Annotated in this window: 8 protein-coding genes; 5 read left to right on the top strand and 3 right to left on the bottom strand. The window is 62.3% G+C overall.

Translation table 11 applies throughout. From position 1 onward, the window contains the following. Positions 1-275: 275 nt before the first annotated feature. From SGJ19_23855 to SGJ19_23845, 3 genes are all read left to right on the top strand, one after another. Complete coding sequence (locus SGJ19_23855) at positions 276-1,430, top strand: glycosyltransferase (GenBank protein ID MDZ4783294.1); 1,155 nt, start codon at positions 276-278, stop codon at positions 1,428-1,430. Between the two features lie 285 nt (positions 1,431-1,715). Next, positions 1,716-2,402, top strand: coding sequence for a DedA family protein (locus SGJ19_23850; protein MDZ4783293.1), 687 nt, complete (start codon positions 1,716-1,718; stop codon positions 2,400-2,402). A gap of 283 nt (positions 2,403-2,685) precedes the next feature. Next, positions 2,686-3,180 carry an FHA domain-containing protein gene (locus tag SGJ19_23845; GenBank protein ID MDZ4783292.1) on the top strand — a complete coding sequence of 165 codons (495 nt, stop codon included), beginning with the start codon at positions 2,686-2,688 and terminating at the stop codon, positions 3,178-3,180. On the opposite strand, the gene SGJ19_23840 is transcribed toward SGJ19_23845, so the two are convergent. Beyond that, the gene (locus SGJ19_23840; GenBank protein MDZ4783291.1) at positions 3,125-4,267 is read right to left on the bottom strand and encodes a hypothetical protein; all 1,143 of its coding nucleotides are present in this window, start codon (positions 4,265-4,267) and stop codon (positions 3,125-3,127) included. The genes SGJ19_23845 and SGJ19_23840 overlap by 56 nt on opposite strands. Before the next feature lie 185 nt (positions 4,268-4,452). On the opposite strand from SGJ19_23840, the gene SGJ19_23835 reads away from it, so the two are divergent. Next, positions 4,453-5,091: a DUF4440 domain-containing protein gene (locus tag SGJ19_23835; protein MDZ4783290.1), complete on the top strand. Its 639-nt coding sequence runs from the start codon at positions 4,453-4,455 to the stop codon at positions 5,089-5,091. A gap of 35 nt (positions 5,092-5,126) precedes the next feature. On the opposite strand, the gene SGJ19_23830 is transcribed toward SGJ19_23835, so the two are convergent. Both SGJ19_23830 and SGJ19_23825 read right to left on the bottom strand, forming a co-directional pair. Continuing rightward, positions 5,127-6,545: a hypothetical protein gene (locus SGJ19_23830; GenBank protein ID MDZ4783289.1), complete on the bottom strand. Its 1,419-nt coding sequence runs from the start codon at positions 6,543-6,545 to the stop codon at positions 5,127-5,129. Positions 6,546-7,060: 515 nt separating this feature from the next. Next, on the bottom strand, positions 7,061-8,035 hold the full coding sequence (locus SGJ19_23825) for an HlyD family efflux transporter periplasmic adaptor subunit (protein ID MDZ4783288.1): 975 nt from the start codon (positions 8,033-8,035) through the stop codon (positions 7,061-7,063). A gap of 112 nt (positions 8,036-8,147) precedes the next feature. On the opposite strand from SGJ19_23825, the gene SGJ19_23820 reads away from it, so the two are divergent. Continuing rightward, positions 8,148-8,624, top strand: coding sequence for a dTDP-4-dehydrorhamnose 3,5-epimerase family protein (locus SGJ19_23820; GenBank protein MDZ4783287.1), 477 nt, complete (start codon positions 8,148-8,150; stop codon positions 8,622-8,624). The last annotated feature ends 385 nt before the right edge of the window (positions 8,625-9,009 follow it).

Genomic DNA, 9,009 nt, shown 5'->3' with positions numbered 1-9,009 from the left:
CACACCTCCGTGCAAAAAAGGAAAGAAAACCGCTCCGTCCCGCTTCCTACGCCAACAAACCTCGACCGGTTCACGGCTTACGAAAACTGATTCGCCCTGGGAGTTTGAAGTTTTCAGTGTTCAGTTTTCAGTCCTACGGCAGGCTCCCTTACTGAAAACTGAACACTGAAAACTTCAAACTCCCCCACCACGATTCATCTTGACCAACACCTGCATATTTTGGGACCATTCCGCCCCCAGCTTGCCCACTGCCCGCGACTTGAGTTTTGATTCCCGTGAAAATCGCCCTCGTTCACGACTGGCTGACCGGCATGCGCGGTGGCGAGAAGTGCCTGGAGGCGTTTTGCGCGCGGTTTCCTGAGGCGCCGCTGTTCACGCTGCTGCATCGGCTGGGCAAGTTGTCGCCGGTGATCGAGCGGATGGATATTCGCACCAGCTTTTTGCAGAAGTTGCCTGGGGCGTCGAAGCACTATCGTCATCTGCTGCCGTTGATGCCGCGGGCGATTGAGAGCCTGGAGTTGCCGGGAGACATCGACCTGGTGCTCAGTTTCAGCCATGCCGTGGCCAAGAGCATTCACGTGCCGGATGGCGTGCCCCATGCCTGCTATTGCTTCACGCCGATGCGTTACGCCTGGCACCTGCGCGATCAATACCTCGGGCAGGACGACGCGTCCGTCTGGCCGCGTCCCTGGGACTGGGCGCGGAACCAGGTGCTCGATCGCATCCGTGATTGGGATCGCGCGACCGCCGAACGCGTGACGCAGTTCGTGGCGATCAGCCGGACCATCGCGGACCGCATTCGCGAGTGCTACGGCCGCGAGAGTGCGGTCGTGTATCCACCCGTCGATACGGAGTATTTTTCGCCGTCCGCCGCGCCGCGTGAGGACTTCTATCTCTGCTTTTCGGCCCTGGTGCCGTACAAGCGGGTCGAACTAGCGATCGAAGCTTGCCGCATCTTGGGACGGCGGCTGGTTGTGATTGGCGCCGGGCCGGAGCGGGCGCGCCTGCAAAAACTGGCCGGGCCGCACGTGCGATTCACCGGCTGGCAGAGCGATGAGTCGATCCGCGACCATCTGCGGCGCTGCCGGGCGCTCTTATTTGCCGCCCATGAGGATTTCGGCATCGCCCCGGTCGAAGCCCAGGCCTGTGGGACGCCGGTGATCGCTTTCGGCCAAGGGGGCGCCACGGAAACCTTGTTGGCCGCTGACGAGGAACACATCGGCACGTCCGTACTCTTTCCCGAGCAAACAGCCGCCTCGCTGGCGGAGGCCATCCGCTGGTTCGAGGCCCACCCGAGGCAATTCTCGCCCACCCTCGCCCGCCGCAACGCGGAACGGTTCGAGCGCAGCCGGTTCGAACAGGAGTTGCTCAACCTCGTAGAACAAGTGGCCGCCGACCGCCACGCCACGGCGCCTCGCCGCGCTGCGTAGGGCGGGCCGCGCGCGGCGACGAGCATTTCATTTTCAGAAATCGTTGCACGACAGACGCGTCGGCCACAGAGTGCGGTAAGGCCCGCCGCGCGCAAAACGGCGGGCCTTACCGCATAAAATGACCGTCCTCCTTCGCCATTCATAATCGTCGAAGTAACGCGTTCCGCGCCACGCACGGCCCGCCCTACGCCCTCTTATGCACCGCGTCTCCGTGGTGAGTCCTTGGCCTAGCCAGCAACTCCCTCAGCCGGCCAGAATGGTGCTCCCTTGGCCCAGGCAGAGCACATGGACACCCTGAAGCAAATCGTTGATCTCTTTCTGCACCTCGATCAGCATCTGACCGACGTGATCCGCGACTATGGTCTGTGGACTTATCTCATCCTGTTCGTGATCGTCTTTTGCGAAACGGGCCTCGTGGTCACGCCGATTTTGCCGGGCGACTCGCTGCTGTTCGCTGTCGGGGCCCTGGCGGCGCGGCCGGATTCGCCGCTCGATATGTGGAAACTCACGGCGTTACTGTGGGTCGCCGCCGTGTTGGGAGACGCCGCCAACTACGCTTTCGGACATTACCTGGGTCCCCGCGTGTTCAAGGAGAACCGCCGGTTTCTGAAACGCGCGTATCTCGATCGCACGCAGCGCTTCTACGACCGCTACGGCGGCAAGACGATCATCCTCGCGCGGTTCGTGCCGATTGTGCGCACGTTTGCGCCGTTTCTGGCCGGCGTCGGAGCGATGAGTTATCCTCGCTTCGCAGTCTATAACGTCGCCGGCGCCACGCTCTGGGTCGGCCTCTTTCTCTGGGGCGGCTACTACTTCGGCGGCCACCCGTTCATCCAGAAGAACTTCGAAGTCGTGGCGCTGGCGATCGTCGCGATTTCGTTGCTGCCGGTGGTGGTCGAGTTCTGGCGTTCACGCGCTGCCAAGAAGCGCGAAGCAGCTGTTGCGAGCGGCACGCCGCACGCGGATCAATAGCTTCAGGGTGGAGATGCTCCGGTTGTGTCAGGCCGAAGCCGGATGCTCGGGCTGTTCCATTTAAACCTCTCGTGATGCGAGCACGCCCCTTCGCGGCGCTCGGCTGGTCCTGCACTTTTTCATTCCGAAAACGCACATTTGCGCCCCCCGTTGCGGGCGGACCTTTCTCGCCTCATTTCGGGGCCGCGCGGCGCTCCTGGCTCAAACTTGCGCACATGGCCTGCCGATGCTTTGCCTAGCACGCTGAGGCCATCCAAACGCACTTACCCTGACTGAGCCGCTGATGAACCGCGATAGCCGTTTTTCCTGGACCCACCCGCTCGACGCCTGGCTCCGCCGCCGGGACGCCCGGCTTTGCCCGCCCTGGCAGTTGCCGCGCGTCGAGCTCGAAGTCACCCACGGGCGGACGCGCCAAGCGTTGCGACCGCTGGAATCGCGCGCCTATTTGATCGGCGCCGCGAACGATTGCGACCTGGTCCTGACCGACCCGCAATTCCCGGCCGTCTACGCCTACGTAATGCGCGACGCCAACGGCGTGAAAATCCGCGCCATCGCCGAATCGCCGATGTTGACGGTGAACAATCGACTGGTCGAGGAAACCCGCCTCGTCGACGGCGACCTGGTGCGCACCGGACCGTATGAGTTCCGCGTGCATGTTTCGCCGGCCCCGCTGGAAGCGATCGTCGAACGGACAGGGATGCGCCACCGCATCGATCCGGCCGCTACGATGAACGGGGGAACACGAAACGCAATGTTTGCAGCGCCAAGAAACCAATGAGCAGCGCGGCGACGACGTAGGGCAATTTATCGGCGTGGGGCACGCCGAATCGGGCCAGCAACAGCCCGAGCATGAAGAGCCCCAGGCTGGCGAACAGCACGAAGCATCCGCCCGCCGCCATGATGCCTTTGAACGTCCCGTGCTCGGTCGGTTGCGTGTTGTAGAGCGGAATGGTCTTGCCCTTCCGCAGGCTCAGTTCGATCGAGTCGGCCAGTTCCATCCCGCGCGCCGCGGCATGCCAGTCGGGCCACACGGGCGCGCCTTGCACCGCGTCGACGAACGCTTCGACGGCTGCTTCCGTGGAGCGATCTTCTGCCAATGATACGTGCGGCCCCGGCGTTTGTAGTTCGCCGGCCGCGCCGTCGTCGGGAATCGTCAGCGTGGCCTTGCCCTGCGGCCCCAGCAGACTGAGCCGCAGTCCCGCGACGGATTCCAACGGGCCGATCGACCAGCGCACCAGGATGTTCGCCGGCCCGCTCATTTGCACGCCGAGGTTCGCCAGGCCGATCGTTTCCCAGCGCGGGCACATCGCCGAAAGGCTGTTCAAGTCGCCAACTAGGCTCATCGCCAAGTCCACGTCGCGCGCAAAGTGCCGCATCACCGACTCGTCACCCCGATCCGCCGCCGCGCGTTCGATCACCACCTGATCGCACTGGCCGACGGGCGAGGTCTCACCATCGGCGATCCAATCCGCCAGTTGCCGCATGCCCGGCCGCCAGCGCCAGGGGCAATAGGGCACGAGCCGAGCCTTGGTCTCGGCGCAGATCATCTCCAACTCGAAAAACGTCAGCACTGAGGGATGCAACGGATGCGAAACGAACGCCGGACTCCCCATTTGGGCAATCCGCTTCAATTGTTCGACCCGCATCTCCGGGTCCATCCCGCAAGCGACCACCGTGCCATCGATCCCTTTGGCTTCTAGAACGATTGTCCAGTCATTGAGCCAGGCCGCCTGAGGAAACAACTGGCTCAACCGCGCCCGCTGCGGCTCGGCGTCCCAAATATGAGACACCTCATGCCCCAACCGGCGAATCGCCTCGGCAATGCTGAGAGTGTGCTCGTCGTGACCAAGAAGGGCGAATCGCATACGGCGATTCTAGTGGCGCGATCGGCGTCGGTCGACGTAGCGCGGAACGGAGGAATGATGCGCTCCATGCCCGCATAGTGCGAGCTTCATCACGCGCAGAATTGTCCCGGGCCGACCAGCCGTGATAGGATGGCGACCGCGGTTTGGCGGTGATTTTTTGATATTTATCGAGTCTGGAGAATAACATGAGCCGCAATTCCGACTCCGGAGCGGCCGTCGTTGTGACGGCAATCGTTTTGTTGGCGCTGCTGCTGATGGCGGTGGGCGGGGGCGTTTATGTTTGGAGCGTCCGTAGCCAAAGCATCGCGGCCGTCGCCCAGGCGGAACGCGCCCGAGCCGAGGAGGCCGTGGCCAAATTGCAGGCCGAACGTTCCCGGGTACAAGCCGGCCCGACGCAAGCGAATCCAACCTCCCCGAAATCTTCGGCGACGCCAATTGACGGCGACGAAGCCGTCCGCGCCGCTGTCGAAACGGTGCTGCGCACTCAAGAGCAAGCGTGGAACGACGGCAACCTGGATGGGTTCATGGAACACTATTGGAAGTCAGACGCCCTGACTTTCAGTTCCGGCGGGGAAACGACGCGGGGATGGACCGCGACGTTGAATCGGTATCAAGCCCGCTACCCAACGCGAGAAACGATGGGACGATTGACCTTGAGCGAATTCGAGATCACGCCGCTCGGCGACTCCGCGGCGCTCGTGCTGGGGGGCTGGCAAGTGGCACGCGACAGCGAACCCTTAGCTGGCAATTTCTCCCTGGTGACGCGCAAAATCGACGGCCGGTGGGTCGTCGTCCACGATCACACGTCGCGTAAAACGGAGTGAGGCGTCGAGGACTGGAGGCAACTTCTGCTGCGAACCTAACCCGGTCCGGGAATTGGCTCGTCATCGTCGAGCGGAGGAACACCGTTGTCTGCCGGCGTCTCGTCGACCGCTTCCGTCGCATCCTTCGCCGGCTCTGCGGCAGCTTTTGCCGAGTTCGGATCGACCTCGGGCGCCTTGCTGGCGCCATCCCTCGGTGCGGCAGGCGCTTTGGCGCCGCCGCTGTACGTGGAAATCGGCTCCTGCTCGATGATCGTCTCGCCGCGCGGCGGCGTCACGATCGAATAGCCCGGCGATTGCACGATGATGTCGTTGCCGCAGCAGTCGATGGGAACGCGCCGCACCACCGTCCGCGGAATCCTGCGCGTGTAGTTGACCGGCACGCGCTTTTCGACCAGCTTCGCCACGCGGCTCGTTTCCTGCACCGCCACGGTTTTCAGCACCTGCACGGGGACTTGCTCAACGCGTTCCTCGTATTCGGTCCGCTGCGTGACGACCGGGATCTTCCGGACCATCTCCTGCGGGAGCATTTTCATCACCTGGATCGGAATCTTCTGCTCGACGCGCTCCGTCACCGGCTTCATCACCGTGATCGGCACCTTGCGCACCTGCTCTTCTTGCAGCACTTTGTAGACCTGCACCGGCACCTTGCGGACTTGCACTTCATCTTCGTAGCGGACCGTCTGCACCGGTACCTTTTGTGTTACGACGCGCTGTACGTACGTTGTCTGCGGAACTTGCTGCGCGACCACGTGCGGGCGATAGACCTGTTGCGCCACGACCTGAGCGGGCGCTTGCATAGGCGCCCAGACCAGGCCCGGGCGTTGCACGATCGTCGCGCCCGTGTAGGGATCGACCGTCATCCCGCGTTGCTGCCACATCAGGCGATTATGAATCGAGCCGGGCTGCGTGGCATATTGCGTTTCATACGCGCCTTGATCGACATATTGGGTCTGGTAGGTCGTGACTGGTTCATTGACCGTGTACTGCTGCTCGCGTTCGGATGTCTCGTACACCGGCCGCCGCACTACGGTCCGCTCCTCGCGTTCCTGCGTTTCCCAGACGGGCTTGTTGACGATCACGCGCTCTTCGCGTTCTTGCGTCTCTTGCACGTAGCGGACGCGGTCATAGCTCTGGTCACGAATCTGCGTTTCCCAGACGGGCTGCATCACGGTGTAGCGCTCTTCGCGCTCCGAGGTCTCCGTGACTGGCTTGGCCACCGTGTAACGGCGCTCGCGCAGCTCGGTTTCCGCCACCTGCTTGTAGCGCACCACCGGCCGATCTTCGTACACCGTCTCGTATTCCAGGCGATAGGCCGTGACCGGCTGCTCGTCGTAGACGGTTTCGTACTCCAGGCGATAACTCTGCGAGTAGATCAACTGCGCATCGGCCGTGGCGGCCGCCGTCAGCGTGACCATGATCGCAGCGAAGGCGTGAGTCCAGCGTGTCTGGTGCATGATTCGATATTCTCCGGCGCAAGCTCCGCGAGCGTCCGCACCATGCGGGTCCGACTCGCGGCGTTTCGTCTTATTTCAGTGAACCGCTGAACACTGCGCGCAACATCGCACGCTATGTGCCAAGCGTAGGTTCCAATGCGTTAATGTGGCGAATTCCCACGCACCGGGCAAACAGAAAAGTTTAACATTCGCCTACCACAATGGTGGAAGCGCAAGCCCGGCTTCGAGTTGTGACACGTAAAAAATCTTTCAAGTATTTTGGGTCGCATAGCCGACGCGTGGCGCGAAAAAGGGCGCGCACGTTCGCGCGCGAATCGACTATGACGAATATACAAACTGGGTGGTAAAAATTACCGTGTCGCGATGACGCAAGGCGTCAAAAATTACGCAATCGCTAAAGTTGCCGCACTCGGTTTGCGCCTACGTCGAAACGCGCGCCGGGCTTTCATCGTCTCCTTTCGCATCGCGAAAGGTTCGGAGCCTTTCGCGATGCGAAAGGAGACGACGGGCAAGTGCTACTTCTGGGGCGCGGTGGCTTGCGCATCGAGCATGACCGTCGCTGCCATCCCGGGACGAAGTGCGTCCTCAGGATCACGCACGCGAACCTTGACGCCGAAGACTTGGTCCTGGCGTTGTTCAAAGGTCTGCACGTTGCGCGGCGTGTATTCGGCCACGCGATTCACACGCAGCACTTCCCCGGCAAAGCTTTCGCCGGGGCGTGAATCGACCTCCACGCGCACCTTGTCGCCGACATGCACGAACGTCACCAACGTCGAGGGCACGAAGCAACGCACCCACAGTTCGTCGGCGCGAACCAGCGTGGCCAACGGCGTGCCGCCCGGAACCAGGTCCCCAGGTTCCAGGTCGATCGCCTCGACGACAGCGTCGCTCGGCGCATGGACTTCTCCCTCGTCGAGCTGCGATTTCAATTTCGTCACGCGATCTTCGGCCTCTTCCAACTCATGCCGGGCAATCGTCAAGTCCTCGGTACGGGTTCCTTCCACGAGCAAATTCAACTCCTGCCGCCGCGCTTCGGCCGTGGCAGTTGCGGTTTTGCAGGCGGTTTCCAGGTCCGACAACTCTTGTTGCGAAAGCGTCGGCACGCCGGCCTCCAGACCGCGTTTGTAAGTCGCCTCGGCGTTGACCTGTCCTTGTTCGGCGGCCGACAGCAACTGGCGCGCGACTTCGATTTCCTGTTTGCGCGGCCCGGCCTTTAATTTCTCCCACACGGTGCCCAGCCGCTCGGCGCGATGTTGGGACTCGGAAAGTTCGGCCTGGAGTTCTTCCGTCTCGAAGCGGACCAGCAACTGCCCGCTGGTGACTTGATCTCCTTCGTCCACCAGCACCTCCAACACGCGGCCGCCAACGCGCGAGCCGACTTCGATCTTCTCGGCTTCCACATAGCCGCCGAAGCGATTGTCCGGCGCGGGCTCGCAGCCCAACGCGAACAGCGAAACCAAGACGAGAAACGGCAAGCATCGACGGGTCATCGGTTCATCCCGCTGGAAAGTGCACAGGCCGGGCCAGATTGGCCGGCGGTTCGCGTCAGGATATAACGGCCGAGCCGGCTTGCAAATCACAGTTCCGGAAAAGGCGGTGGCAATGCGCTTCGAAACAGGGTCGATCCAGGGCGTCGAGTTCCGCCCGCTGCCATTGCGCGCCGATCATCGCGGCTGGCTGTTGGAGCTCTATCGCGCCGATGAATTGCCCGCCGGATTGCTGCCACAAATGGCCTATGTCAGCGAAACCGCGCCGGGCGTGGCCCGGGGGCCGCACGAACATCGCGAACAAACCGATTGCTTCGCGTTCATCGGGCCAGGCGACTTTCGCGTCTATCTCTGGGATGCCCGCCACGACTCGCCGACGCTTGGCAATCGCATCGTGCGAACGGTCGGCGAAAGCGATCGCCAATTTCTGCTCGTTCCGCCCGGTGTGGTACATGCCTACCGCAACATCAGCTCAACGCCCGGCTGGGTCTTCAACTCCGCAAATCGCCTTTACGCCGGCCCCGGCCGCGGCGAACCCGTGGATGAAATCCGCCACGAGCTTTCCTCCGATTCGCCGTATTTGCTCGACTAGGCGAAGCAGCAATTCCAAATCCTCTTCGCGCTTTCGCTATTTCGCGTTTTCGCGACGAAATGATCGAACGCAGTGGCATCGCGAAAACGCGAAATAGCGAAAGTGCGAAGGGAATGTATTCCAGTGCGCGGCGGGCCTTACGTTCGTGAGACAAGTGAATTACGCACTCGCCGCGATCGACCATGCAATGGACGTCCAATTCACGCGCGGCCCGCCCTACGCCGTTGTGCGATCGGTCGTGACTCAGTTCTTCGTCGGGTTCTTGCCGCCGCGGATTGGGAAGCCGAGTTGCTTGTCGACCAGGTTCACCAGCGGTTCCCCCGCGCGGAAGCGGCGGATGTTTTCGCACAGAAAATCAGTCATGTCGTCAATCCGCCGCGCACAT

The sequence above is a fragment of the Planctomycetia bacterium genome, assembly GCA_034440135.1.
In the GTDB taxonomy this organism is placed as follows: Bacteria; Planctomycetota; Planctomycetia; order Pirellulales; family JALHLM01; genus JALHLM01.
This window is presented reverse-complemented; position numbering and strand designations above follow the sequence as displayed.